This is a genomic window from Pseudomonas sivasensis (assembly GCF_021391435.1).
Classification (GTDB): domain Bacteria; phylum Pseudomonadota; class Gammaproteobacteria; order Pseudomonadales; family Pseudomonadaceae; genus Aquipseudomonas; species Aquipseudomonas sivasensis.
This window is the reverse complement of the sequence record NZ_CP090029.1, coordinates 2,162,290-2,188,414: the sequence shown is the minus strand read 5'-3', so window position 1 is coordinate 2,188,414 and position 26,125 is coordinate 2,162,290. Positions and strand designations below refer to the sequence as shown.

Genomic DNA, 26,125 nt, shown 5'->3' with positions numbered 1-26,125 from the left:
AATGTGATCGCTCCCCAGAGTGTCATCATATAGACATCATTCTGTCGTGAAATGAAGGACCGCAGGCTTATCGCCTGCGGTCCTTTTTTTTCGATCGAGATCACCATGACCATGACCGAACAGCTGAATGCATTGGGCTCTATCCTGGCTCAACGCAGTTTGCACAGCCTGTTCCAACCGATCATCTGCCTGTCCGAACGGCGCATCCTCGGCTACGAAGCCCTTAGTCGTGGCCCGTCCAACAGCCCTCTGCACTCCCCCGTTGCGCTTTTCTCGGTGGCCAGGCAAACCGGGCGCCTCAGCGAATTGGAAATGGCATGCCGCGAAAGTGCGTGCCGACGCTTCAGCGATCAAAAGCTTCCAGGCAAGCTGTTCCTGAATATCTCGCCGGAATCCTTGATGGAAACGGCGCACCAACCGGGACGCACCCTGCAGCTGCTGCGCGAATTGGGCATTCCGCCGAACCAAGTGGTGATCGAACTCACCGAGCAAACCCCCACCGACGATTTCGACCTGTTGCAAACCGCCCTGCACCATTACCGCAACATGGGCTTTTCAATTGCCTTGGATGATCTGGGTGCCGGCTATTCCAGCCTGCGCTTATGGTCGGAGTTGCGTCCGGACTACGTGAAAATCGACCGGCACTTCATCGACGGCATTCATCAGGATGCGCTCAAGCGCGAGTTTGTCGGTTCGATCCTGCAAATCGCCAGGGCCTCCCGTGCCCAGGTCATCGCCGAAGGTATTGAATTGCCGGAAGAGCTGGCGGTGTTGACTGAGATGGGCGTCGATCTGGTGCAGGGCTACCTGCTCTGCCGTCCACAGGAACAACCGCCACAAGAAGCACGGCTGATGTTGCCCAAACCGGACCAGACCACGGTGACGCTCAACGACGAAGGCAGCGACCTCAGCGCCCTGCTCAATGAGCAACCGGCAGTGGATCAAGGCACCGCCACGGCCAAGGTGCTGGAAGCATTCCGCCGCCAGGCCAACCTCAACTCCCTGGCGGTGCTGGATGAGCGTGGGCACCCCGTTGGCATCGTCCATCGGCACTCGCTGTCCGACGCGCTGCTCAAGCCGTTTGCCACTGACCTGTTCGCTCGCAAACCCATCAGCCGCTTGATGAGCACTGACTTTCTGGCGGTGGAGCTGAGCCAGTCACTGCAGCAGGTCAGCCGCTTGCTGACCAGCCGCGCAAGGCAACGTATCGAGGAAGACTTCATTATCACGCTCAATGGCGATTACCTGGGCCTGGGTCGAGTGATCGATGTGCTTAAGCTGATCACCGAGTTGAAAATCCAACAGGCCCGCTACGCCAACCCGCTGACGCTGCTGCCAGGCAATGTACCGATCCAGCAGTGCCTGACACGGCTGTTGCAGCAACAGCGCGAGTCAGTGATCTGCTACGTGGATATCGACAGCTTCAAACCGTTCAATGACATCTACGGCTACGGGCGTGGGGATGAGGTGTTGCTGTGCCTGGCGCAGTGCTTGAACGACCGGGTCGACCCCAGCCGCGACTTCGTCGGGCATATCGGCGGCGATGATTTTTTGCTGGTGCTGGGGCCTCAGGAATGGCGAAAGCGGCTCAACCAGTTGCTGGATGACTTCCATACCCAATGCCGGCGTTTCTACCGCGCCGAGCATCTCGACGCTGGTTGCTTTGTGGCACTGAACCGTCAGGGCGTGCGCCAGGAATTTGCGCTGCTGTCGTTGTCGATTGGAGTGGTGCATTTGTATCCACAGGCCTGTGGACAACTCGATGCCAGCCAGTTGGCGGAATTGGCGTCGCAGGCCAAGCACCATGCCAAGGATGTGGCTGGTTACAGCATCCATGTGATCGACAGCATGGACATGTTGCCCCAGACGCTTTAGGCCTCGGCCGACTCCGGATACTCGTATTCGAACACCCGCACCACTTCGGAGGCATGCCAGGACGCCGCGGCCACGCCATCGGAGGGTCCGCTGAAGCGCCCGAGGCGCTCCACGCATTCAAAGAAGCCGGTACGCGGCAGGCGGCTGGCGCCCTGGCTGATCACCAGGGAGCTGCGCAACGGTTGCTCAGCCTTGGCGTCCAGTGCCGCTAGGTGCTCCAGAGCAGCGGCCAGGGTTTGCATCGCCGGCGTCGGAAACTGCAGGCGCTCCAGCAGCGCGCGGTAAGTCAACAGATGGCGCTGGCGGCGCGCCTGGTCCAGTTCGTTAAGTAACCCATCCCAATGCTGACGGCTGATACGTAGGCTCAAGATTCATCCCTCCAACCTGCAACGCCTAATTCCCAGGCCAGGCTGCGTCGTATCGCGGCATCCGGCTGACGTTCACCACTTTCGATCAATCCGAGATACGACGGGCTGATGCCCACGGTGCGAGCCAGCACTTCAATCGCCAGGCCCTTGGTTTCACGCAAACCGCGCAGGTCTGCGAGCGGGCGCAAGTCCTGGTCAGGTGCGGGTTGGACAGTACGAGAAGGAGGCGGTGAAGGCTGTTGCTGACCGGCAGCTTTTAGCAGCGCCTGGTACTGATCCCATGGCAACACCGCGTACTCGGGTTCGCCATTGCGTGAAATTATCTGAATATCCATGACTGCCCCGTAGGATAACTGCACTTACTGAGTAAGCTCTTTCCTTAGGAGTGTAATCCTAACAGCCACAAAGGTCGCAGGGGATAGCTGCCTCATCCGTTTTTTTGCGGGTTTTCCTTAGCCAGCAAGGCCGGTGTCGCAGGCAAACGCTCAACCACCGCGAGCTTTTCCGGGCGCTGCGCATCACGCCAGGCGCGAAAAGCGCTCAGTTCGCCCTCTAGGGTCTTCATGACCCACGCAAGTACGGCGATGTCATCGAGCATGCCGAACATCGGGATAAAGTCCGGAATCGCATCAATCGGGCTGAGGAAGTACATCAGCCCCGCTACCACCGAGATAAGCGCCTTGGGGCTGATCGCCCGATACTCTCCCCGCCAGTACGCGAGGCACAGGGCCTGGAGCAGTTTGAAATCATCCTTGAGCTTGCCCAGGCGATTGCCCTGGCTTGACCCCTTGGCGGCCACCGCGAACAGCAGGGTCGGCAGACGCCCACGGCCCAGCAAGCGTGCAGCCATGGGTAGGAAACGGGTGAAATTGAAGGGTGGTTTCATCTGTCACTCCAGTTCCATCAAACAGAAAGGTTATCCACACAAATTGTGGATAACCTTGTGAACAGAGCCTGTTTTACTGGCTGAAAGCCACGGTTTAAAAGGCTTTCAGTCAGATCGGGCGTTTTTTGCGCACATCAAAAAAACCCAAGATTTCATTGACTTGGCGGTTGTGTGCGGCTAGTGCTGCCTTAGCCTTATATCAGACTGCCACTGGCCAGGGATGTTCGTTTGGATTTGCCCAAACCGCAATGTAAGTGCTTCAGAAACAACAACGCCCCGTCGAGACGGGGCGTTGTGTGTTCAGGCGCCTATTACTTCTTGGCGGCTGGTGCGTCAGGAGCTTCAGCCTTGGCTGGGTCCTTGATGGCCAGCAGTTCCAGGTCGAATACCAGCACGGAGTTGGCTGGAATCGCCGGGCTTGGGCTCTGGGCGCCGTAGGCCAGGTCGGACGGGATGTACAACTCGACCTTCTCGCCGACGTGCATCAGTTGCAGGCCTTCGACCCAACCTGGGATCACGCCGCTGACCGGCAGGTCAATCGGGCTGCCGCGATCCACGGAGCTGTCAAAGGTGGTGCCGTTGGTGAGTTTACCGGTGTAGTGAACAGTCACCACGTCAGTCGGCTTAGGCTGTGCGCCGTCAGCTTTCTTGATGATCTTGTACTGCAGACCGGAAGCGGTGGTGACGACGCCGTCTTTCTTGGCGTTGTCTTCGAGGAATTTCTTGCCGGCGGTTGCCGACTCTTCGCTCATTTTGGTCATGCGTTCTTCAGCACGTTTTTGCAGTGCGGCGAACGCTTCAACCAGTTCGTCGTCTTTGAGCTTCTGCTCTTTCTTGCCAACGGCATCTTCGATGCCCTGGGCTACTGCTTTGGAATCCAGGTCATCCATGCCTTCTTGAGCAAGGCTTTTGCCCATGTTCAGGCCGATGCCGTAGGAAGCTTTTTGCGCCGGGGTTTTCAGCTCTACGCTGGTCTGCGAATCACAACCCGCAAGTACCAGGCTAACCAGGGCCACCGCCGCCGCCAACCGATGCTGTTTCATGCTATTTCCTTGTTCATGCGCCAATAGGGCATTCGAATAAAGTCGCGAGCTTATCAGGCGGCCACGACCAATGGCTACCGGCATGTGAGCAGGAAACTTCCGATAAGTTCACGTGTTTAAAAGCATTTTCATTCATGATGGGCGTCCGCGACGGATCGCGGGACCGCCTCTCATAAGGCTCATGGCCACTTGCCGCACTTATGGCGTAGTGGCATAACAACGCTACAACTCGACAAGGATAGTTATCTTGCGCATTTTTTCCCGTGTTTTACTCCTGATATTCGCCATTCTGGTCCTATCACTGGCCGTGGTGCTCTATTACACCGTTAACCCCAAGCTACCGAACTACGTGCCCGTGGAGCAGGTGCACTATCAGGATCAATGGAGCGCCGCCGACCGCCAGACCTATTACTTCACGCCCCAAGGCACCCAGGTAAAAGGCCTGCACTACGACTGGTTCACCGCCCTGGAGCTGCCGTTCTCCGAGGGACGTTTTGCCACGCCAGAGTACCTGGCGCGCTTCGGTTTCCTTGTGGATCCCAAGCAAGTGCCCACCGCGCAAAACCCCGGCAACCTGCCGGTAGGTTTTGCCCGACATAAAAACGCGGGCAGCAACGTTGAGTACTTGGACATCACCTGCGCCGCCTGCCACACCGGCGAGCTGCATTTCAAAGGTCAGGCCTTGCGGATTGACGGCGGTTCGGCCCAGCATGTGCTGCCTTCAAGCGTGCCGACACTACGCGGCGGCAGCTTTGGCCAGGCCTTGGTCGCCAGCCTCGCAGCGACTTATTACAACCCATGGAAATTCGAACGCTTCGCCCGTCAGGTGCTGGGTGATCGTTACGACGCCGAACACAGCCAACTGCGCCAGGACTTCAAGCAGTCGCTGGACAAGTTCCTAAAAGTCGCCTGGAACGATACACACCGCGGCCTCTACCCCATCGAAGAAGGGCCGGGCCGTACCGACGCGTTTGGCCGCATTGCGAATGCCAGCTTCGGCGATGCCATCTCCCCGGAAAATTATCGCGTCGCCAACGCACCTGTGGACTACCCACAGCTGTGGGATATCTGGACCTTCGACTGGGTGCAATGGAACGGCTCGGCCCAGCAACCGATGGCACGGAATATCGGCGAAGCCCTCGGTGTGGGGGCGACCCTGACGTTTTTCGATGGCGCTGGCCAACCGCTTCAAGGCGATGCGCGTTACCCGTCCAGCGTACGAGTGCGCGACCTCCACCTGATCGAAGAAACCTTGCAACGCCTCAAACCGCCCACCTGGCCCGAAGAATTGTTCGGGCCTATCGACAAGCCCCTAGCCGCTCAGGGCCGCGCGCTGTTCGCCGAGAACTGCGCCGGCTGCCACGTGCCCACCGTCAGCCAGGAAGGTGGCCGCCCTGTGCAGACACTGAAAATGCTGCCGGTGGACTACATCGGTACCGACCCCGGCACCGCCACCAACATCGCAGACCAGCGCTATGACCTCAGCGCCCTGCAATGGGACCCTGCGGAGCTGTCCAAGCTGAATGTCCAATTGCACCCGACGCCAACCGAACCCCTGGACCTGAAAAAAATGTCCGTGGCCAAGGGCCTGGCGTATGTCACCGCCTTCGTCGAAGACCACGCTTACCGCGCCGCCGGTGTCACACCGGCCGAACGCCCGCGCCTGGATGGTTTTGGCCTTCCGATTGGCGTGCGCGAGCTGCGTGCCTACAAGGCCCGTCCACTGGCGGGCGTGTGGGCCACCCCGCCATTCCTGCATAACGGTTCGGTGCCGACGATCTACCAATTGCTCTCGCCCCAGGACGAGCGCAGCACCACGTTCTATAAAGGCACCTTCGACTACGACCCTCGCCATCTCGGCTTCGAGACTGCGGCGTTCAAGAATGCTTTTCTGTTCGATACCAAAATTACCGGCAACCACAACAGCGGCCACGAATTCCGTGCAGGCGCTCGTGGCAAAGGCGTCATCGGCCGCGGCCTGCAGCCGCAGGAACGCTGGGCGCTGCTGGAATACCTCAAAGTGCTGGGCGGCCCGCTGGAGCAACAATTGCCATGATGATTCGATCTCGATACGACCAACCGTCCCTGCTCGCCCGCCTGTGGCTGCGCATTGGTAGGTTTCTCGGCAAGACCCTGTTGTGGCTGGTCGGACTGGGCTTGCTCGGCTGGCTGGCCGCTACCGCCTGGTATGCCTGGCAGCACAGCGGGCCGGTGTCGCCGGATGAACACGTCCCGGCAGGTGAAGCCGCGATGACTCAGGGCATCATCCAGACGGCAGTGCGCATCGTTGACCAGCACCGCGAAGGCACGCGCTACCTGCGCGATGCCCATGCCAAGGCCCACGGCTGCGTGAAGGCCGAAGTCAGCGTACTGGCGGATCTCGACCCGGCATTACGCCAGGGTGTATTCGCCGAACCGGGCAAGACCTGGCAGGCCATGATGCGGTTGTCCAACGGCAACGCCTACCCGCAGTTCGACAGCATTCGCGATGCCCGAGGCATGGCGCTCAAGCTGTTGGACGTGCCGGGCAAACAACTGCTGGCCGACCAGCAGACCCGCACGGAACAGGACTTCGTGATGTTTAGCCATCCGAACTTCTTTGTCAGCGATGTGGCGGAATACGCGCAGAACATCGGCGCCCAGGCCGATGGCAAAAAAGTCTTGGCGTTCTTCCCCAAGGCTGACCCACGCACTTGGCAGGTGCGTCATCTATTTATCGCCCTGGCAACCCTGGCACCGGCCCCGGCAAGCCCGACGCAAACTACGTATTTCTCGGTATCGCCCTACAAGTTCGGCGCGGCGAATGCCAAGTTCCGCGTGGCGCCAGACCCGCAGAGCTGCCCGGAATACGTCCTGCCCAAACAGAACCAGGACCTGCCGAACTTCCTACGCAGCGCCCTGAGCCAGCAGTTGTCCACGGACCGCGTCCCGGCGTGTTTCGTGTTGCAGATCCAGCGGCAGAACCCGCAGAAATTCATGCCGATCGAAGACACCAGCATCGAGTGGAAAGAAAGCGATGCGCCCTACGAGAGCGTGGCCAAGGTGCGAATCCCGGCTCAGGACTTCGATACACCCGAACAGAACCTGGCGTGTGACAACCAGTCATTCAACCCGTGGTTCGGCGTGGAAGAACACCGCCCTATCGGTGGTATCAACCGCTTGCGCAAGGCGGTGTACGAGGCCGTCAGCGATTACCGCCACAGCCGCAACGCACCGTAAAGAGTGCGTAATAATGGGCCCGGCGTCGTAAGGATTGCGTCGGGTCTATTGAGGCGCTTTCGCCGTAACTCTACCGTGGACGCCTACTCCATCACGTAGGACGCCCATCGTGGAAAACTCAACCCTAGGCATGATCGTGCTGACCATAATCGCCGTGTTCGGCACGGCCTCTTTTTGCTTCGAGCATTTGGCCACGCGCCAGCCACGCAAGAAAAAGGTCAGGTAGCCTCAGCGGTCCGTTTCAAGGCGTCCTGACGGGTCGATATTCATGCGTGAGTGAGGTACCAGCGCCAGTCCTGCTCTCCGACTTCAGCATTGAATTGACGGAACTCGCGCCACTTGATCGCCAGGAACACCTTCAGGAATTCAGCGCCCAGCGCCTCACGTGCCCAGGTTGAGCGTTGCAGTGCCTGCAACGCTGTCAGCCAGTCGGTGGGTAGAAAATCGGTCGCCTGTTCATAGCCATTCCCCACAATCGCCGCGCCGGGATCGCTTTGATGAGTGATGCCGTGGTGAATACCCGCCAGTAACGCGGCAGCGGCGAGATAGGGGTTGGCATCGGCACCGCAAATGCGGTGTTCGATGTGCCGACTGATGGCAGGGCCGCCGGGCACGCGGAACGACACCGTACGGTTGTTGACGCCCCAACTTTTAGCCAGCGGCGCGTAACTACCGGTCTGGAAGCGTCGATAGGAATTGGCATGGGGGCAAAATATCGCCAGCGAGTCAAACAAGGTCTCCATCATCCCGCCGATGGAGTGCCGCAACAGTGGCGTACCCTGTGGGTCTTCGCTCGCATACAGGTTATTCCCGTGCTCGTCGGCCAGGCTGACGTGCAGGTGCATACCGCTGCCGGCCTGATCGCTGAATGGCTTGGCCATGAAGCACGCTTGCAGACCATGTTTGTTGGCCACCCCCTTGACCAGGCGTTTGTAACGTACGCCTTCATCAATGGCCTGGAGTGCGTCGAAACGATGCTCCAGCGTCAACTCGACCTGGCCTGGCGCATACTCGGATATCGCCGTACGTACCGGCAACCCCTGCAGCGCGCACGCCGCGTAGAGGTCATCAAGAAACGGTTGAAGCTGCTCCAGCTCGTACACGCCATAGACCTGTGGAGCAACAGGGCGTACGCCATTGGTCTGCAACGCCGGCTGCGGCCGACCGTTGACGTCGCGTTGTCGGTCCAGCAGGTAGAACTCCAACTCGACGGCCATGACCGGATGGAATCCGTCGGCTTTCAGCCGCTCAATGGTGTTCACCAGCACGTGGCGCGGGTCCGCCGGTGCGGCGGGAATACCTTGGGTCGGGTGCATGCTCACCTGCACTTGACCGGTGGGGTTGGTGCGCCAGGGTTGCAAGGTCAGGCTTCCCGCCAAGGGGTACGTCCAACAATCGGCGTCAGCAACATCCCAGACCAAGCCTGTGTCTTCTACGTCTTCACCCTGCACGGTCAAGGCGAGAATGGAACTTGGCAATGGCCGACCATTTTCGTAGATCGCCAGCAGTTCGTCGCGATGCAACAATTTGCCCCGTGGAACGCCATTCGCGTCGATAAGGAACAACTCGATGCTCAGCACTTCAGGGTGGGCGGCCAGATAATCTACGGCCTCTTTTTTATCCGCAAATTGCATGTCAAACCTCTTAGCGCTTATTCAAGCGACTGGCAGTATTTAATAACAATGGCGTTTTCAGACGTGCAGTTATGAAGCGATAACCCGCGCGCCAGGTAGGGCAAGCAGGGTGGTCAGCGCGTTATCCAACTCAGCGATCAGCCTGTCGATATCCGCATCACTTGTTTGCGGACAGCACAGGGTCATGTTGTGAAAAGGCGTGATCAGGATTCCGCGGTTGATGAGATAAAGATGCAGCGCCATTTGAAGGCTGTCATGAAAAGCCGCCTCGGCTTGCGCGCCTGTTCTTGGCGAGGTAGCACAGAATTGAAACTCACAACGCGCGCCCAACTCTGTGACAGACCAGTTCAGTTGGTGCCGCTTGAACAACTCTCGAAATCCCTGGGCCAGCCCTGAGGCCAGGGGCAACATGTGCTCGTATGCAGACTCTGTCATGACCTCTTCAAGACTGACGCGCATGCAACGCATCGCCAGGGCATTGGCGGACAGCGTCGTTCCCATGCCACTGTGGCCATGCCCGCCGCTCTCCTCGCTGATGGTCTTCTGGACGTCGCGCATAGCCGAGGCGACTGGCTCGCTAACGCCAAACACCGCGCAAGGCACGCCACCTGCAATGGGTTTACCCACCACGAAAAAGTCGGGTTTCAAATCCCACTGGCGAGTGCATCCACCGAGGCCGGTGGAAATAGTGTGGGTCTCATCAATGACCAACAGGCTGCCATATTTAAGGGTCAGCTCTCGGCACTTTTGCATGAACCCCGGATCCGGCAGGACCATGCCAATGTTCGTCATCGCCGGCTCGCACATCAGCGCGCACACATCGCCCTGGGCTAACGCCGCCTCCAGTGCGGCGACATCGTTGAAGGGGATGGATCGACTGTATTGGCTCAAGTCGTAGGCTTGGCCGACAAGACCTGAACGGTGCACTGTTTTGCCGTCGCGGTAGCGCACCATCACGTCATCCACGGTGCCGTGGTAGCAGCCATCGAACACCAGCAAGACGTTGCGCTGGGTGATCGCGCGCGCCCAGCGCAGCACATACCGGTTGGCGTCAGTCGCATTGGCGGTCACTTGCCAGTAAGGCAGCTCGAATCGCCGAGCCAGCAACTCGCCGCAGACCACCGCGTCTTCGCCCGGCAGCATCGTGGTCAAGCCATTATTCGCCTGCTCGGTTATGGCGCGGACAATAGGATCAGGTGAATGGCCAAACATCGTGCCGGTGTCGCCAAGGCAAAAGTCTATGTATTCATGCCCGTCAACGTCGGTGAAGCGCGCCCCTTTTGCACGCTGTACGAAGAGCGGCGAAGGCATCGACCAGTCGCTCATCCAGTGCATGGGCACACCGTTGAACAGATTCGCCTTGGCGCGCTCGGCCAGCGCCAGTGAAGTTGGGTTGTTTTCTATAAACCGGGCACGCTCGGAGGCGGTAAAAGCAGCAATCGCTGATTCACTAATTCCACTTTTCGACATGATCAATACCCTATGTTAATTATCAACTTAATTAAAAGTCCGTTGCTGAATGACAGCCGGATACGGCTCAAAGAACTCAACGGTTCTTTGATACATCGCGCTTTTATAAATCTCGGTTATAGCCCCCCGCCCAATATCGTGGATTGAGCGCGCTGGAGCGTATTCAAACTTAATAATCGCCGTGAGGGGCTTTGTTCTCGACCAGACAGTTACCGCCATCCACCACGAGGACTTCCCCTGTGATGTAACTGGCGTCAGGCGATGCCAGAAATGCAACCGCCGCCGCCACTTCGCGGGGGCTGCCTGCGCGCCCAATCGGGGTGAAGCGCCCCGCCTCGGCTTCAACGGGCGTGGTTGAGCCCGTGGTGATCCAGCCGGGGGCCACGCTGTTGACGGTAATCCCCTGCTTGGCGACTTCAAGCGCAAGCCCCATGTTCATGCCCACCATCGCTGCCTTGGCGGCGCTATAAGCGGCTTCCCCCGGATTGCTCCCTCGGGTGCCCGTGGTGGAACTGATATTGACAATGCGCCCGTAACTTCTCGCCCTCATACCGGGCAAAACGGCCCGTGTCAGAAGAAAAGCGGTCGTTACGTTTCTGGCCAGTGAAAGATTCCACTCATGCAGTTCCATCGTTGCCAATTCCGAGAAAACTTCAGGGCTTCCTTGCATCGCCATACCTGCATTGTTCACCAGAATATCGACCCGCCCCCAGACTGAAGCGGCCCATAGGCCGAATTCACGCACCTGACGTTCATCGGTGAGGTCAGTTGCCCGGCCTTCAACTTCAAACCCTTCTGCGAGTAACTCTTTAACTCGATCCTCGATGCGGTTGCTGCTAGCGGTGATGATCAATCTCGCGCCCGCTGCACCCAGCCTGCGTGCGATCGCCATACCAATACCCGCTTCACTTCCGGCACCACTGATAAGTGCCACTTGCCCCCTCAAATCAGTATTTAACATGGTGTTCCCCACGTACTTAACTTGTAATAGAAGTGGAAATTAGGCTAATAAATCTGATAAATAAAGACGATCATCATCAGAAAATCTGACAACCACCATGGCGTTTACCAGTGAGTCACTGAAAGTTTTCCTTGCGGTTGTCGACAGCGGCTCCTTTTCTGCCGCCGCACGCAAATTGGGCCGGGTACCCTCGGCCATCAACATGGCGGTGTCGCAGCTTGAAGCAGAGCTGGATTTATTGCTTTTTGACCGATCAACCCGCAAAGCCATTCCTACGGCCGCCGCCAAAGCACTCGAGCCCCAGGCACGACAGGTCGCCAGCCAGTTAAACCTGCTGGACGCCCATGCTCTCCAGCTTCATCAAGGGTTGGAGGAGCGCCTGGTCCTTGCGATGGCGCCGGAGTTGCAAACAGGCGTATGGAATCGTCCGCTGTCCATTATCGCCAGCGAGTTCCCCACGCTTGAAATCGAGATTCGCTCCGCGTCCCATCCGGAGGCGATGCGCATGCTCCATGAGGGACGTGTGCAATTGGCACTTGGATTTGAACGACCAGGACTCGACGAGAGGGAGACGTTTCTTGAGGCGGGAAGCCAGTTGCTGGTGGCCGTTGCCTCTCCTGATCATCCTGCCGCCGCCGGTAAGAAAAGCCCCTTAAGTGAAGAGCAACTGGTCAACGTTCGGCAGATCATCGTGGCCACTGGAGGACCTACCGACTCTGATCCACGTGTTGTGCTGTCACGGCGCATTTGGCACAGCGACAATTACCTGGCAACGCTGGACCTGGTGCAGCAAGGATTGGGCTGGGCTTATCTTCCACAGCCGCTGGTACAACCCTTAATCACTTCGGGTGCATTGACGGAGGTGGTGTTTGACTACATGCCAAGTCAGATGCGGTTATGGGTCGATATCATCTGGGTAAAGAACCGCCCCCTGGGGCTGGCAGCGAGTCGCTACCTGAGCCTGATGCGCAAGATTGCCGAGGGCGAGCCGCGTCGTGTTTGAGAAAAAATACTCGCCGTATGGCTCATTGCGGCCACTGCTCAAGCAGTATCGAGACGAACTTTTCCGCTGCCGGCGAGAGCGATGCCCCGCGGCGGTAGACCAGGCCCAATGAGCGGTTTACCACTGGCTCGATCAACGGGACGCTGACCAACGTGGGATGATCTTCCGCCGGCATGGCCAGGCTCGGCATCGCCGAAACCCCCAGTCCAGCCTCCACCAGCCCCAGCGAAGTAGAGAGGTGCTGGACTTCGTAGAACCATTGCGGCCGCCAACTCAAGCCAGACAGCGCGTGATCGAGCAGCATCCGGTTACCGCTCAGGCGCCCTACCCCGATAAGACGGTAATCGCTCAATTCAGACCAGGTGACCGAACTGCGTCCGGCCAATTCATGATCACGCCGGCACGCCAATACAAAAGGTTCGCTGACCAATGGGACGAACTCAATGTCCGGATGCTGCCCACTCATCATATTGATACCGAAGTCGGCTTCCCCGCGCAGTACTGCTTCAAGCCCCTCATTGGCACTCAAATCCAGCAGACGGATGCGTATTTTTGGATAGCGCTCGTTATACAGGCGGATCACTGAGGGCAAAAAATAGAATGCGGCAGTAGGGATGCACGCCAGGGTGACACGGCCAATCTGGCGTTCGGCCAATTCACGGATATTGAGAATCGACTCATCGAAGTCGTCCAGCAACCGACGTGCCTTTGGAAGAAAGTCACGGCCGACGCTCGTGAGACTGACCTTGCGCGTGGTGCGATCAAGCAATGCGGTGCCCAACCCCTCTTCCAGCTTTTTTATCCGCCGACTGAGTGCGGGTTGAGACAGATGCAAGGCATCAGCTGCTTCGTGAAAGCTCCCAAGTTCGGCGATTTTCACGAATGATCGGATATCGTTTAGCTCATATTCCATGTCTTATCTCGTCAGCAGAAGGCGTCAAAAAGAAATTCAGCGTAAATTTATCATTCGCAAAACGCAATAATCGCTTCAATTTTTGCATTTGAAACATTTTTTAAAGCTTGAGACTCTTGCTCCAAGAACATCAATTACACCGATTGATCAACAAGAGTCAGTGTCATGCAAAGAATTCCCTGTGTGCTGATGCGTGGTGGTACCTCAAAAGGTCCGGTTTTTCTCGACTGGGACTTGCCCGCAGCCGTTGAGGCCCGTGACGAACTGCTACTCAACCTGATGGGCTCCGGCCATGAACTGGAGATCGACGGAATTGGCGGTGGCAATCCGCAAACCAGCAAGGTTGCGATTGTCAGCCCTTCGCTGCACCCGGATGCGGACGTTGATTACTTGTTCGTTCAAGTGATGGTTTCACAACGCCGGGTCGACAGCGCACCCAACTGCGGCAACATGCTGTGCGCGGTTGGCCCGTTCGCCATCGAACAGGGTCTGGTCAAAGCTACCCAAGAGCGCACTCGTGTGCGTATTCGCAACGTAAACACTGGGACGTTCATCCATTCCGAGGTGTACACACCGAATGGCAAAGTCAGTTATGAGGGTGATACCGCCATTGATGGCGTGCCCGGTACCGCGGCGCCGGTGCAATTGACCTTCCTGGATGCAGCCGGCAGCAAGACTGGCAAACTCTTTCCCACCGGCAACACGCAAGACGTCATCGACGGCATTGCGGTGACCTGTATCGACATGGCGATGCCCATGGTGCTCGTCGAGGCCAGCCAACTGGGCAAGCGTGGCGATGAGACCCCAGCGGAACTGGACGCTGATAAAGAATTCCTGCGACGCCTTGAGACACTACGGCTTCAGGCCGGCTTGGCCATGGGCTTAGGCGATGTCAGCAACAAGGTAATCCCCAAGCCGGTCCTGGTGTCGCCTGCGAAAGCCGGCGGTACGATTCAGGTTCGCTATTTCATGCCACACAGCTGCCACCGCGCGCTGGCCATTACGGGCTCGATTGGTTTAGCGACCGCGTGCGTGATAGAGGGCAGCATCGTCGCGCAGATGCTCGGCGGGATCAGTACGCCGCGCCTTGAAGCGGTGCGTATCGAACACCCGAGCGGCGGAATTGATGTCGTATTGTCCTACACCGGCGTCAACGGTGAGACAATTCAAGCGTCCGTCGTACGCACCGCGCGCAGGCTTTTTTCCGGTTACGTCTACGCCACTGACTCTCAGCGCCTCGCCGGATAATTCCGGCGGTCGTTGGCATTTTTGCATCCGCACAATTCTAAAAATGGGTGATGCCATGAAAGTTGTTAAATCGCTCTACTTCCAGATTCTCTGCGCCGTGGTGCTCGGCATCGTGGTCGGGCATTTCTGGGCCCAGCAGGCCATTGCACTCAAACCGCTGGGTGACGCGTTCATCAAACTCATCAAGATGATGATTGCCCCCGTGGTGTTCTGCACCATCGTCACCGGTATCGCCGGGATGAGCGACAAACGCTCGCTCGGACGCCTGCTCGGCAAAACCATGCTGCTGTTCTTCGTCCTGACGGTGATCAGCCTATTGATTGGCCTGGTCGCGGTGTACGTGTTCCAGCCGGGCGCCGGCATGAACATTGATCCCACCCAGTTGAGCACTAAAGGATTGGCCCAATACACGGAGTCGGCCGCAAAGCTTGGGGTTGTGGAGTTTTTCATGCACATCATTCCCGAGACTTTTATCGGCGCCTTCAGTAAAGGTGAGGTGTTGCCGGTGCTGTTTATTGCGGTGTTGTCCGGCTTTGCCTTGTCGTCGCTGGGCGAGCGTGGCAAACCGGTACTCGACGTGCTCGAATCCGCCTCGCAAATGGTCTTCAAGATCTTTTCTTACCTGATGCGTTTTGCACCGGTCGGCGCTTTTGGGGCCTTGGCGTTCACTGTCGGCCAGTACGGCATCACCTCGCTGGGTTCGCTGGCGAAGTTGATCATGACCTTGTACATCGCCTGCGGCTTTTTCGTCTTCGTGGTACTGGGCAGCATTTGCCGCGCCAACGGCTTCAGTCTGTGGAAACTGCTGCGCTACTTTCGGGAAGAGTTCCTGGTGGTACTCGGCACCTCTTCCACGGAACCTGTGATGCCGCGCATGCTGGAGAAACTCGAAGCACTGGGTTGCAAAAAAGGCGTCGTGGGCCTGGTACTGCCCACCGGCTACTCGTTCAACCTGGACGGCACGGCCATCTACCTCTCGTTGGCGGCGATTTTCATTGCCCAGGCCTGCAACATCGACCTGAGCCTGACGCAAATCATCACCATGCTGGCGATCATGCTGTTGTCCTCCAAAGGTGCCGCCGGCGTTACTGGCAGCGGGTTCGTGGCGCTTGCCTCGACCCTGACGGTCATTCACGACATCCCATTGGCCGGCCTGGCATTGCTGATCGGCGTTGACCGCTTCATGTCTGAAGCGCGCGCCCTGACCAGCCTGGCCAGTAACGCTGTAGCAACGGTAGTGATTTCGATGTCTGAAAATGCCTGCCACCGCGAAACGCTGAACCGGATGCTCGACGCAAAATCTTCCGAGGCACCAGGAAACGCCTGGAAAGATTTGAAGGTCGCCAAACGCGCCTAGAGAAAACCGGATAACACCTCCCCCCTGACTTGACTGACCCCCCTCCCCGCCAGGCGCCGTTGTGCCGCCCGGCGGGTCAGGGCTCGTGCGCCTCGGCGTCAGCCATTTTTACGATAACAACAAGAGAATCGTTCTATGCTCGCTTTCCTTGGCTTGGCCATGGTGGTCGTATTCACCTTCCTCATCATGACGAAACGCTTGTCGCCGATCGTCGCACTCACTGTGGTGCCTATTGTCTTCGCGGTCATAGGTGGCTTTGGCGGCACCACCGGCAAGATGATGCTAGACGGCCTGAAAATGGTCGCACCGTCTGCCGCACTGCTGTTGTTTGCCATCCTGTTCTTCGGCCTGATGATCGACGCAGGCTTGTTCGACCCGCTGATCCGCAAAATCCTGAAGCGGGTCAATGGCGACCCGATGAAGATCGCGGTAGGCACTGCCTTACTGTCGTTGCTGGTGGCTCTCGATGGCGACGGCACAACGACCTACATGATCACCTGCGCAGCGATGCTGCCGCTGTATAAACGTATCGGCATGAACCCGATGATCCTCGCGACCATCTCCATGCTGTCGCTGAGCATCATGAGTGGCATGACGCCCTGGGGCGGCCCCGCGACACGGGCTATTGCCGCGCTGGGCCTGGATGCTGGTGAATACTTCGTGCCGTTGCTGCCGACTATGATCGGCGGCGCCCTGTGGGTGATCTTCACGGCCTTCATACTGGGTCGCGCAGAGCGCAAGCGTATCGGCAACGTGCAACTGCAAAGCGGCGGCGGCGATTGCTACATCAACGCGATTCTTGAGGACACACCCCACAAACGTCCGAAGCTTGCCTATGTCAATCTGGTGCTGGTGATAGCGGTGATGGCGGCCCTGGTGATGGGGCTGATGCATTCCGCGATCCTGTTCCTGATCGGCTTCGTGCTCGCGCTGATGATCAACTACCCGCAATTGGACATTCAGAAAGAACGCATCCTGGCGCACTCGGGCAATGCAATGACTGTGGTGTTGCTGGTATTTGCCGCCGGGATCTTTGCCGGGATCTTCTCCGGCACAAAGATGGTGGATGCCCTGGCACAGACCCTCGTCGACTGGATCCCGCCGTCCTGGGGTCACCTGTTTCCATTGGTGGTTGCGATCACCAGCATGCCGCTGACCTTTGTACTGTCCAATGACGCTTACTATTTTGGTGTGGTGCCGATCCTGGCCAATGCCGCCGCCGCTTATGGCATCGACCCGGTGGAAATCGCGCGCGCCTCGATCCTGGGGCAGCCCGTTCACCTCATGAGTCCGCTGGTGGCCTCGACCCTGTTGCTGGTGGGCATGGTCGATCGCGATATTGGCGACTTCCAGAAAGCCACCGTCAAATGGGCTGTGCTGACCTCTCTGGTCGTCACCGCGCTGGCCTTGTTGACCGGGGCCATCAGCCTCTTCACCTGATTCACCCACAACCTCTGCTGCCTTCCATCGCGCCTCACTCACGAGGCGCGTGTCGCCCTGTACCCCAAATAACAACAACGAGTCATTTGCCATGAACCATGTGTATACCCGTCGGGCTTTGTTTTGCGCGTTAGGCCTGGTACCCGTCGCAGGGGCCAACGCCGAAGGTTTTATTGATGACAGCAAACTCAAGCTGCAACTGCGCAACGTGTATTTCAACGAGAACTTTCGCGACGAGCACGGCTTGAGCGCACGGGCTGCGCGCACCGCAAAAAGCGAACGCACCGAGTGGGCCCAGGGATTTCTGCTGGACTATCAGTCTGGATTTACCGCCGGCACCCTCGGCTTCGGCGTGGATGCCCTGGGGCTGTATGGCGTAAAGCTTGATTCAGGGCGCGGTCGCAGTGGTACCGGGCTTATGCCGGTGCATGATGACGGGCGAGCGGCCGACGAGTTTGCCAGCGCCGGCGCTACCGCAAAAGTCAGGTTCGCTAAAACCACCGTCAAGTACGGCACCTTGCTGCCCAAGACGCCGGTGCTGATTTACAACGATGCACGCTTGTTGCCCCAGACCTACCAGGGCACCCAGGTCAGCAGCACCGACATCGAGAACCTGACCGTCACCGGAGGGCATCTGGACCGTTTCAAATTACGGGACTCCACCAACAGCGTGCCGATCGTGCCTGATGGCTACAGCGGGGAAAAATCGGGAGATTTCAACTACGCCGGGGCCGAGTACAAATGGGGTAAGAATGTTCGCCTGAGCTATTTCTACGGGGAGCTGGAGAACTTTTACCGACAGAACTTCGCCGGCATCCAACACGACCTTCCGCTTGCCGGTGGCGTGCTGACCAGCGACCTGCGCTACTTCAACAGCGTTGATAGCGGCTCTGCCTACGCAGGCAAAATCGACAATGACATGCTCAGCGGCCAGTTGTCCTACGTGATCGCAGGGCATACCGTCGGAGGCGGCTACCAAACCCTTCGCGGTGATGCCGGTTTACCCTACATCAGCGGCGCAACCGTCTACTCATTCAGTAATGCGGGCATCGGCAAATTCATTGAGGAGGATGAGAAGACCTGGATGCTCAACTACGGCTACAACTTCGCCGCCGTCGGCGTGCCCGGCTTGACCTTTTCAACGCGCTACCTGAGCGGCAATGACGGCAAGTCCACGACCACGGTCAAGGAATGGGAGCGTGATACCGAGCTGGCTTACGTTGTGCAAGCCGGCACGTTCAAGGGGCTGGGCGTGCGCATGCGCAACTATGTCTACCGCTCTGAGTTCTCCCGCGGCCGCGACAGCAATCGCCTCTACCTCACCTATGACATCGCCCTTTGGTAAGTCGACGAACGCGGCCCTTGTGGCCGCGTTCATACAGATTCAGGTGAGGAACCCCAAGCATGCTGTTTAAAAACAAAGTACTGATGCTGGTGCTGGCCCCGGTGGTGCTGTTGTCCACGGTGCTGGCGCTGACAACAAGCACCACTCTGCTGTCGAGCGCCGAGCAAGAAGTCACGGTGACTCGGGAACGCCTGCTTGATGAAAGCCGGGAGCGCTTGAAAGACTACGCCAACCTTGCCCGAACCTCAGTAGCGGAACTGTATGCGCAGGCAGAGACGGGGGACAAAGCAACGCGTGCGCTGGCGATCGCCCGACTGTCCCAAATGAAGTATGGGGACGACGGCTATTTCATCGGTTACGACAGTCAGGTCGTACGCCTGTTTCGGGGCGACAGCCGCGAAGGCGTCGGCACTAACATGAGCGACCGCAAAGACAAGAATGGAATTTACCTGAACCGGGAAATGGTGGCCGCAGCGAAGAACGACACCCACTTCGTCAATTATTCAGGCGCCCTGATCAATACGGATAAAGTCGTTCCCAAGCTTGCTTACAGCTTTTACCTGCCTGCTTGGGACATGGTCGTGGTCACCGCGATTAACCTGGACAGTATCGAAAGCCAGGTTGCCAAAGTACGAGGGGAAATCCATCAGCGCGTGCGCAGCCTTGTCTATGGGATAACCGTCATCGCCTTGGTTGCGCTCGGAATCACCGGCGTGCTCGCCTTGTTATTGGTTAAAAGCAGCCTGCGCCCCCTGTCACGGATTCGTGAGCACCTTGATGAGATCGCAGCGGGCGAAGGCGATCTGACGCGGCGCTTACCCATCAGCCGCGACGAGTTCGGCCAGGTGGCCGTGTCGTTCAATGCCTTCGCGGATAAGATTCATGGGCTGGTCAGCCAGATCGTCGGTATGGCCCGAGAGCTGAATGCATCGGTCACCCAAGTGGCCGAACAGAGCAAATGCATCGATCAGGTCATGGAACAGCAACGCCAGGAAACCGATCAGGTCGCCGCAGCAATTAATCAAATGTCATCCGCGGCGCAAGAGGTAGCCATCAGTGCTCAGAGCGCGTCAGATGCAGCAGGCGAAACCGATTTGCAGGCCCAGCACGCCAGGCAGGTCGTCAATGAAAGCATCGCCCGACTGGGCACCCTGACCGAGGACTTGTCCGCGGGAGGCGTCTCGTTGAAAAGCCTGCAAGGCGATGTAGAAGGCATTGTCACGGTGCTTGATGTCATCCGCTCGATCGCAGAGCAAACCAACCTTCTGGCACTTAATGCCGCGATCGAAGCGGCACGAGCCGGGGACGCGGGGCGCGGATTTGCAGTGGTTGCCGATGAAGTACGCGCGCTGGCAAGCCGGACGCAACTTAGTACCCAGGAAATTCAAGCGATGATCGAGCGCCTTAACCTGGCCACAACCAAGGTCGTCACTGCGATGAGCCATTCAGGCGCAGCAGGTCATGGTGCCAGCCTGCACGCGGAACAAGCCGGGCAATCGCTGGGCAAAGCGGTCGAGTTGATCGTCACTATCAATACGATGAACGCGCACATCGCCAGCGCCGCGCAAGAGCAGACGTCGGTCGCCGAAGAAATCAATCGGAGCGTCCATCAGATAGCCCACGCGATTGAAAACGTCGCAGACCAGACGCAAAGCGGCGTACACACAGTCGATGAACTGTACGCCATCGGTCATCGCCTTGAAGGCTTGTTGAGGCAATTCAAGATTTAACCGGGACGTCGGTTTGTTCAGGTCGCAAGGTTGCAAGCGCTGGGCTCATTGCCCGATATCGCCACTTACCCAGTGGATCGGCTGACACACAGCTGTCCTATCGTCGAAATGGACAACGAGTCCTACCGCCTGCAACACAGCACCTTGGCCGCCCAGAGAAAGATCAAATCGTGTGAACGAAAGCGCAAGGACGAAGAGAGTATCGAGGACGATGAGCCGTTTGAACTGCACCGTAGACAGCGTTCAGCAGGCCTGCATGCGGTGGGGCCAGATGAGTTTTCAGCGAAGACACTGCTGCTAAGGTCATCCACAATTATTGGGACAACAATCAGCAATCGGCCGTGGATCAATTTTCAAGTGGCTGGAGGTGGAATCCAGTAGATTCCAGAAACGAAAAAAGCGGCACAAGGCCGCTATTTCCGTGGCTTCCAGGCGCTCAGTGGGCCTTGGCGGAAGCAAATATGGCGCAGCGGACGGGACTCGAACCCGCGACCCCCGGCGTGACAGGCCGGTATTCTAACCGACTGAACTACCGCTGCGCGTAACACATGAAGCGAATGGTGGGTGATGACGGGATCGAACCGCCGACCCTCTGCTTGTAAGGCAGATGCTCTCCCAGCTGAGCTAATCACCCTTCGTTTCGGTGTGGGCGCATCATACACCAAAAAATCGTAATGTCTTGATTTAAATGCAATTTATTTAAAAAAAGTTTCCAGCACGACTTTTCGCCATATTTCGGACAAAAAAAACCCGCTCAATGAGCGGGCTTTTTGTGGTGACCTGGCGTTCAGCATTCCAGGTTACCGAATATGGCGCAGCGGACGGGACTCGAACCCGCGACCCCCGGCGTGACAGGCCGGTATTCTAACCGACTGAACTACCGCTGCGCGTAACACATGAAGCGAATGGTGGGTGATGACGGGATCGAACCGCCGACCCTCTGCTTGTAAGGCAGATGCTCTCCCAGCTGAGCTAATCACCCTTCGTCTCGGTGTGGCGCGCATTCTACGGAGCGACCCTAGGTCTGGCAAGCACTTTCTTAAATCTTTTTTTTGAGGCCTTCCAATGGCTTAGGCAGGGTTGGCCTGGGGCGCTATCAAGAGAATAATGCCCCCCTTTGTATAAAGGAGAGACTCACCCCATGTGGTTCAAGAACCTGCTTATCTATCGCCTGACCCAAGATCTGCCTGTTGATGCCGAGGCGTTGGAAGCGGCCATGGCCACCAAACTGGCGCGCCCTTGTGCAAGCCAGGAGTTGACCACTTACGGTTTCGTCGCGCCTTTCGGTAAAGGTGAAGACGCTCCCCTGGTCCACGTCAGCGGTGACTTCCTGCTGATTGCCGCGCGCAAGGAAGAACGCATCCTGCCGGGCAGCGTAGTGCGTGACGCACTTAAAGAGAAAGTCGAAGAGATCGAGGCCGAGCAGATGCGTAAGGTCTATAAGAAGGAACGCGATCAGATCAAGGATGAAATCATCCAGGCCTTCCTGCCACGCGCATTTATCCGTCGCTCGTCGACCTTCGCCGCTATCGCGCCGAAACAAGGCCTGATCCTGGTCAACTCGGCCAGCCCGAAACGCGCCGAAGACCTGCTTTCCACCCTGCGTGAAGTGATCGGCACCCTGCCAGTACGCCCACTCACCGTAAAAACCGCGCCAACCGCGATCATGACCGACTGGGTCACCACCCAGAAACCGGCCGATGACTTCTTCGTCCTCGACGAATGCGAGCTGCGTGACACCCACGAAGACGGCGGCATCGTGCGCTGCAAGCGTCAGGACCTGACTGGCGAAGAAATCCAGTTGCACCTGACCACCGGCAAAGTGGTGACCCAACTGTCCCTGGCCTGGCAGGACAAGCTGTCCTTCATGCTCGACGACAAGATGACCGTCAAGCGCCTGAAGTTCGAAGATCTGCTGCAAGATCAGGCGGAACAGGACGGCGGCGACGAGGCACTGGGTCAACTGGATGCAAGCTTTACCCTGATGATGCTGACCTTCGGTGAATTCCTGCCGGCGTTGATCGAAGCACTCGGCGGCGAAGAAACGCCACAGGGCATCTAAGCCGTTTGAAGATCAAAATGTGGGAGGGGGCTTGCCCCCGATTACGGTGTTTCAGCTACGCACATGTCGGCTGACATACCGCCATCGGGGGCAAGCCCCCTCCCACATTTGATCGCATTTGCACTTCAAGAATCTAACAACAAGGACACCCCCATGCGCGCACTCGCCGCCTTGAGCCGCTTCGTCGGCAATACCTTCGCCTACTGGGTGCTGATTTTCGCCGTGCTCGCCTTCCTCGAACCGAGCTGGTTCATCGGGCTGAAAAGCGCCATCGTCCCGCTGCTGGGTCTGGTGATGTTCGGCATGGGGCTGACCCTAAAACTCGAAGACTTCGCCGAAGTCGCACGCCACCCGTGGCGCGTGGCACTCGGCGTGGTTGCGCACTTTGTGATCATGCCGGGTGTGGCCTGGCTGCTGTGCCAGGCATTCCACCTGCCGCCGGAAATTGCCGTCGGCGTGATCCTGGTCGGTTGCTGCCCAAGCGGCACATCGTCCAACGTGATGACGTGGTTGGCCCGGGGCGACCTGGCGCTGTCCGTGGCCATCGCTGCTGTCACCACCCTCCTCGCCCCGCTGCTCACGCCAGCTTTGATCTGGCTGCTGGCCTCGGCCTGGCTGCCGGTATCGTTCATGGAGCTGTTCTGGTCGATCCTGCAAGTGGTGCTACTGCCGATCGTGCTTGGCGTGATCGCACAGCGCGTACTTGGCGAGCGGGTTCGCCACGCGGTGGACGTATTGCCACTGGTGTCGGTGGTGAGCATCGTGATCATCGTCGCGGCGGTGGTTGCCGCCAGCCAGGCGAAGATTGCCGAATCTGGCCTGCTGATCATGGCCGTGGTGATGCTGCACAACAGCTTCGGCTACTTGCTGGGCTACTTCACTGGGCGACTGTTCAAGCTGCCGTTGGCACAACGCAAGTCGCTGGCACTGGAAGTCGGCATGCAGAACTCTGGGCTGGGCGCCGCGTTGGCCAGTGCGCATTTCTCGCCCCTGGCGGCAGTGCCGAGTGCACTGTTCAGCGTCTGGCACAATATTTCCGGGGCGTTGCTGTCGACGTACTTCCGTCGCATGAGCGAGAAGGAAGACCGTCGCATCCTGGAGAACACCCCGCAAACTTGATCGCCCGATCCGTTTTCGGCACTCTACGGGCTTCGCGGGGACGACCTCGCGACGCCAACGAGCGTTGAATCCGGGGACGACCCCGCCTGAAGAAGCGAGGTCATCATGTCCTGGATCATTCTGTTTTTTGCCGGGTTGTTTGAAGTCGGCTGGGCCGTCGGCCTGAAGTACACCGACGGTTTCAGCAAGCCACTGCCCACCGCCCTGACCATCACCGCCATGGCTATCAGCCTCGGCCTGCTGGGGCTGGCCATGAAGGAACTGCCACTGGGTACCGCCTACGCCATCTGGACCGGGGTGGGTGCGGTGGGCACCGTGATCGCCGGTATTATCCTGTTTGGGGAATCCATGGCGTTATTTCGGTTGGCCAGTGTGGCGCTGATCATTTGCGGGCTTATTGGCCTCAAGATCAGCACTTAGGCCGCTACCGCCATCAAGGGCTAGCCCCCTCCCCCATTTGACCGAGCTGTTGTGACGAGCGCGGTCTAATGGAGGAAGGGGCTTGCCCCCGATGAGGCCAATACATCCAGTACAGAACTACCTGACACTCCCCCGCAAAACACCAACCACCGCCTGCAACTGCTCAGGCGTCGCCGCCTCTGCATCGACAGGCTCGCCAGCTACCAACACTACCCGCGACCAGATCCGATGGAAAATCCCCTTGTTCGGATCGCGGCTGAAGAAACTTCCCCACAACCCCTGCAACGCCATCGGAATCACCGGTACCGGCGTCTCCTCCAAAATCCGCGTAACCCCACCACGAAACTCATTCATCTCGCCATCGGCGGTCAATTTGCCTTCCGGGAAGATACACACCAACTCGCCTTCCTTCAGGTACTGGGCAATTCGCGTGAAGGCCTTTTCGTAGATCTGAATATCTTCATTGCGTCCGGCAATCGGAATCGCACCAGCGGTGCGGAAGATGAAGTTGAGCACCGGCAAGCGGTAGATCTTGTAATACATGACAAAACGGATCGGACGACGCACCGAGCCGGCAATCAACAGCGCATCGACAAAGGACACGTGGTTGCACACCAGCAAGGCCGCGCCCTCATCAGGAATGGCCTCCAGGTTGCGGTGTTCCACGCGGTACATGGAATGGCTGAGCAGCCAGATCATGAAGCGCATGGTGAACTCAGGGACGATCTTGAAGATGTAGGTGTTGACCGCGATGTTGAGCAGCGACACCACCAGGAACAACTCAGGGATCGACAGCTTGACCACGCTCAGCAACAGGATCGAAACAATCGCCGACACCACCATGAACAGAGCATTGAGGATGTTGTTGGCAGCGATCACGCGCGCGCGCTCGTTTTCGGCGGTTCGTGACTGGATCAGCGCATACAGCGGCACGATATAGAAGCCGCCAAACACGCCGAGGCCAAGGATATCGATCAACACCCACCAGGCCTGGCCATAACTGAGCACCGCCAGCCAGTCATTGGCCTGCACGTTCTGCGGAAACCCGCCAGAGTGCCACCACAGCAACAGGCCGAACACCGTCAAGCCGAATGAACCGAACGGCACCAGGCCGATTTCGACCTTACGACCGGAGAGTTTTTCGCAAAGCATTGAGCCGAGGGCGATGCCCACCGAGAACACCGTGAGGATCAGGGTCACCACGGTTTCATCGCCGTACAACCATTCCTTGGCGTAGGCCGGGATCTGGGTCAGGTAGATCGCGCCGACAAACCAAAACCAGGAGTTGCCGACAATGGAGCGTGACACCGCCGGCGTCTGCCCCAGCCCCATGCGCAGAGTTGCCCAGGACTGGGTGAAAATATTCCAGTCCAGGCGCAGTTGCGGCGTAGACGCCGCTGCTCGTGGAATGCTGCGGCTGGCCAGGTAACCCAGCACCGCCACGCCGACAATCGCCACCGCCACGATCGGCGCGTAATGGGTGGACGACATCATGATCCCGGCACCAATGGTGCCGGCCAGGATCGCCAAAAACGTGCCCATTTCCACCAGGCCATTACCGCCCACCAGCTCATCTTCGTGCAGAGCCTGGGGCATGATCGAGTACTTCACGGGGCCGAAAAGCGCCGAGTGAGTGCCCATGGCAAACAGCGCCAGCAACATCAATTCCAGGTGGTTAGTCAGGAAGCCCGTGGCGCCCACGGCCATGATCACGATCTCGCCGATTTTGATCACGCGGATCAGTGCGTCCTTGTTGAATTTCTCGCCAAACTGCCCGGCCAGCGCCGAGAACAGGAAGAACGGCAGGATAAACAACAAGGCGCACAGGTTGACCCAGATCGAGCGGTCACCGTCGATGGTGAGTTTGTAGAGGATCGCCAGGATCAGCGATTGCTTGAAAATGTTGTCGTTGAAAGCGCCCAGCAACTGGGTGATGAAGAACGGCAGAAAACGCCGTGTGCGCAGCAAGGTGAATTGCGAAGGATGGCTCATCGTCGTCCGTGTTCCTGCGTGGCCTGAAGGCTTATAGGTT

21 protein-coding genes, 4 tRNA genes and 1 pseudogene are annotated in these 26,125 nt (G+C 58.3%); 13 read left to right on the top strand and 13 right to left on the bottom strand.

Annotated features, from left to right (window positions below; genetic code table 11):
• Positions 1–105 precede the first annotated feature (105 nt).
• Positions 106–1,875, top strand: coding sequence for a bifunctional diguanylate cyclase/phosphodiesterase (locus LRO94_RS09970; protein ID WP_285891644.1), 1,770 nt, complete (start codon positions 106–108; stop codon positions 1,873–1,875).
• Here LRO94_RS09970 and LRO94_RS09965 read toward each other — a convergent pair.
• The 4 genes from LRO94_RS09965 to LRO94_RS09950 form a co-directional block, all read right to left on the bottom strand.
• The gene (locus tag LRO94_RS09965) at positions 1,872–2,243 is read right to left on the bottom strand and encodes a hypothetical protein (RefSeq protein WP_005786715.1); all 372 of its coding nucleotides are present in this window, start codon (positions 2,241–2,243) and stop codon (positions 1,872–1,874) included. The genes LRO94_RS09970 and LRO94_RS09965 overlap by 4 nt on opposite strands.
• Complete coding sequence (locus LRO94_RS09960; protein ID WP_032885997.1) at positions 2,240–2,578, bottom strand: helix-turn-helix domain-containing protein; 339 nt, start codon at positions 2,576–2,578, stop codon at positions 2,240–2,242. The genes LRO94_RS09965 and LRO94_RS09960 overlap by 4 nt, the downstream gene beginning before the upstream one ends.
• Before the next feature lie 92 nt (positions 2,579–2,670).
• Entirely contained in the window at positions 2,671–3,129 is a 459-nt protein-coding gene (locus tag LRO94_RS09955) for a YkvA family protein (protein ID WP_010211619.1), read from the bottom strand.
• 311 nt (positions 3,130–3,440) lie between these two features.
• Positions 3,441–4,172 carry an FKBP-type peptidyl-prolyl cis-trans isomerase gene (locus LRO94_RS09950; protein WP_032885995.1) on the bottom strand — a complete coding sequence of 244 codons (732 nt, stop codon included), beginning with the start codon at positions 4,170–4,172 and terminating at the stop codon, positions 3,441–3,443.
• 247 nt (positions 4,173–4,419) lie between these two features.
• Between LRO94_RS09950 and LRO94_RS09945 the strand changes: the two genes are divergently transcribed.
• Both LRO94_RS09945 and LRO94_RS09940 read left to right on the top strand, forming a co-directional pair.
• Positions 4,420–6,228: a di-heme-cytochrome C peroxidase gene (locus LRO94_RS09945; protein WP_179179293.1), complete on the top strand. Its 1,809-nt coding sequence runs from the start codon at positions 4,420–4,422 to the stop codon at positions 6,226–6,228.
• Positions 6,225–7,391, top strand: a complete 1,167-nt coding sequence (locus tag LRO94_RS09940) for a catalase family protein (protein WP_032885993.1) — start codon at positions 6,225–6,227, stop codon at positions 7,389–7,391. The genes LRO94_RS09945 and LRO94_RS09940 overlap by 4 nt, the downstream gene beginning before the upstream one ends.
• Positions 7,392–7,657: 266 nt before the next feature.
• Here LRO94_RS09940 and LRO94_RS09935 read toward each other — a convergent pair whose 3' ends face one another.
• The 3 genes from LRO94_RS09935 to LRO94_RS09925 all read right to left on the bottom strand — a co-directional run bounded on the left by LRO94_RS09935 (position 7,658) and on the right by LRO94_RS09925 (position 11,456).
• Positions 7,658–9,025 (bottom strand): glutamine synthetase family protein, encoded by a 1,368-nt coding sequence (locus LRO94_RS09935; RefSeq protein ID WP_032885992.1) that lies wholly within the window; start codon positions 9,023–9,025, stop codon positions 7,658–7,660.
• Between the two features lie 69 nt (positions 9,026–9,094).
• Positions 9,095–10,495, bottom strand: a complete 1,401-nt coding sequence (locus tag LRO94_RS09930) for an aspartate aminotransferase family protein (protein ID WP_179179294.1) — start codon at positions 10,493–10,495, stop codon at positions 9,095–9,097.
• Between the two features lie 169 nt (positions 10,496–10,664).
• Positions 10,665–11,456: an SDR family NAD(P)-dependent oxidoreductase gene (locus LRO94_RS09925; RefSeq protein ID WP_179179295.1), complete on the bottom strand. Its 792-nt coding sequence runs from the start codon at positions 11,454–11,456 to the stop codon at positions 10,665–10,667.
• A 97-nt stretch (positions 11,457–11,553) separates the two neighbouring features.
• On the opposite strand from LRO94_RS09925, the gene LRO94_RS09920 reads away from it, so the two are divergent.
• A complete protein-coding gene (locus tag LRO94_RS09920) occupies positions 11,554–12,459 on the top strand; it encodes a LysR family transcriptional regulator (protein ID WP_032885989.1) in 906 nt (301 codons plus the stop codon).
• Between the two features lie 22 nt (positions 12,460–12,481).
• Here the strand turns inward: LRO94_RS09920 and LRO94_RS09915 are convergent, their stop codons facing one another.
• Entirely contained in the window at positions 12,482–13,372 is an 891-nt protein-coding gene (locus LRO94_RS09915) for a LysR family transcriptional regulator (RefSeq protein WP_032885988.1), read from the bottom strand.
• A gap of 165 nt (positions 13,373–13,537) precedes the next feature.
• Here LRO94_RS09915 and LRO94_RS09910 point away from each other — a divergent pair, with 165 nt between their 5' ends.
• The 6 genes and pseudogenes from LRO94_RS09910 to LRO94_RS09885 all read left to right on the top strand — a co-directional run.
• Positions 13,538–14,620, top strand: a complete 1,083-nt coding sequence (locus tag LRO94_RS09910; RefSeq protein ID WP_095184288.1) for a 4-oxalomesaconate tautomerase — start codon at positions 13,538–13,540, stop codon at positions 14,618–14,620.
• Positions 14,621–14,663: 43 nt separating this feature from the next.
• Positions 14,664–15,977: a dicarboxylate/amino acid:cation symporter gene (locus tag LRO94_RS09905; RefSeq protein ID WP_032885986.1), complete on the top strand. Its 1,314-nt coding sequence runs from the start codon at positions 14,664–14,666 to the stop codon at positions 15,975–15,977.
• Positions 15,978–16,112: 135 nt separating this feature from the next.
• Positions 16,113–17,417: a CitMHS family transporter gene (locus tag LRO94_RS09900; RefSeq protein ID WP_032885984.1), complete on the top strand. Its 1,305-nt coding sequence runs from the start codon at positions 16,113–16,115 to the stop codon at positions 17,415–17,417.
• Positions 17,418–17,508: 91 nt separating this feature from the next.
• Positions 17,509–18,762: an OprD family porin gene (locus LRO94_RS09895; protein ID WP_032885983.1), complete on the top strand. Its 1,254-nt coding sequence runs from the start codon at positions 17,509–17,511 to the stop codon at positions 18,760–18,762.
• A 59-nt stretch (positions 18,763–18,821) separates the two neighbouring features.
• A complete protein-coding gene (locus LRO94_RS09890; protein ID WP_179179296.1) occupies positions 18,822–20,492 on the top strand; it encodes a methyl-accepting chemotaxis protein in 1,671 nt (556 codons plus the stop codon).
• Positions 20,493–20,561: 69 nt separating this feature from the next.
• Positions 20,562–20,714 (top strand): annotated as a pseudogene (locus LRO94_RS09885) (AAA family ATPase); the annotation flags it as partial.
• Positions 20,715–20,954: 240 nt separating this feature from the next.
• Here the strand turns inward: LRO94_RS09885 and LRO94_RS09880 are convergent.
• The 4 genes from LRO94_RS09880 to LRO94_RS09865 all read right to left on the bottom strand — a co-directional run bounded on the left by LRO94_RS09880 (position 20,955) and on the right by LRO94_RS09865 (position 21,474).
• Positions 20,955–21,031, bottom strand: a tRNA-Asp gene (locus tag LRO94_RS09880).
• Between the two features lie 19 nt (positions 21,032–21,050).
• Positions 21,051–21,126, bottom strand: a tRNA-Val gene (locus LRO94_RS09875).
• A 176-nt stretch (positions 21,127–21,302) separates the two neighbouring features.
• A tRNA-Asp gene (locus LRO94_RS09870) sits at positions 21,303–21,379 on the bottom strand.
• 19 nt (positions 21,380–21,398) lie between these two features.
• Positions 21,399–21,474 (bottom strand) — tRNA-Val (locus LRO94_RS09865).
• Between the two features lie 159 nt (positions 21,475–21,633).
• On the opposite strand from LRO94_RS09865, the gene rdgC reads away from it, so the two are divergent.
• The 3 genes from rdgC (at position 21,634) to sugE (ending at position 24,093) form a co-directional block, all read left to right on the top strand.
• Positions 21,634–22,554 carry a recombination-associated protein RdgC gene (gene rdgC / locus LRO94_RS09860; RefSeq protein WP_010567523.1) on the top strand — a complete coding sequence of 307 codons (921 nt, stop codon included), beginning with the start codon at positions 21,634–21,636 and terminating at the stop codon, positions 22,552–22,554.
• A gap of 153 nt (positions 22,555–22,707) precedes the next feature.
• On the top strand, positions 22,708–23,673 hold the full coding sequence (locus LRO94_RS09855; protein ID WP_032885981.1) for a bile acid:sodium symporter family protein: 966 nt from the start codon (positions 22,708–22,710) through the stop codon (positions 23,671–23,673).
• A 105-nt stretch (positions 23,674–23,778) separates the two neighbouring features.
• The gene (gene sugE, locus LRO94_RS09850; protein WP_095184284.1) at positions 23,779–24,093 is read left to right on the top strand and encodes a quaternary ammonium compound efflux SMR transporter SugE; all 315 of its coding nucleotides are present in this window, start codon (positions 23,779–23,781) and stop codon (positions 24,091–24,093) included.
• 117 nt (positions 24,094–24,210) lie between these two features.
• Here sugE and LRO94_RS09845 read toward each other — a convergent pair whose 3' ends face one another.
• Positions 24,211–26,085: an MFS transporter gene (locus LRO94_RS09845; protein WP_032889250.1), complete on the bottom strand. Its 1,875-nt coding sequence runs from the start codon at positions 26,083–26,085 to the stop codon at positions 24,211–24,213.
• Positions 26,086–26,125 lie beyond the last annotated feature (40 nt).